The sequence below is a fragment of the Enterococcus sp. VV15 genome, from assembly GCF_005236045.1.
GTDB classification, from domain to species: Bacteria; Bacillota; Bacilli; order Lactobacillales; family Enterococcaceae; genus Enterococcus_B; species Enterococcus_B durans.
In genome coordinates, this window is the sequence record NZ_QPTY01000125.1 from 1 (window position 1) to 334 (window position 334).

The 334-nt window shown below is 27.2% G+C and carries 1 protein-coding gene; it reads right to left on the reverse strand.

Going from position 1 to position 334, the window contains the following annotated elements; genetic code table 11:
* Window positions 1–52: 52 nt before the first annotated feature.
* A partial coding sequence (locus tag DVW83_RS14935; RefSeq protein WP_137239718.1) for a hypothetical protein occupies window positions 53–334 on the reverse strand: 282 nt, incomplete at its 5' end.

Genomic DNA, 334 nt, shown 5'->3' on the forward strand with positions numbered 1-334 from the left:
AAAATATATTAAGTTTGATCAATGAGAGACCGGTAAAACATTGTATAGTATTTTACACAGGATTATGGACTTGACTCAATTCTATCTCCAAAATACTGTTGTCAAATGATTCTAAAATCTCATTTTTTTCTATAAAATCAATCCATTCTTCATATCCATTGTATTTTGGAATTCCTAAATGAGATTTAAGTTTTTGATAGGTATTCGTCACGATTTTTTTCCATTCTTCTTCGCCAGTACGAATTATTTTATCATCATCCCATTTTTTTGTTTTTCCAGTTCGTTTACTATTTTTTGATATTTGATAGTCTTTCCATTTTGTTAAAAAGATATG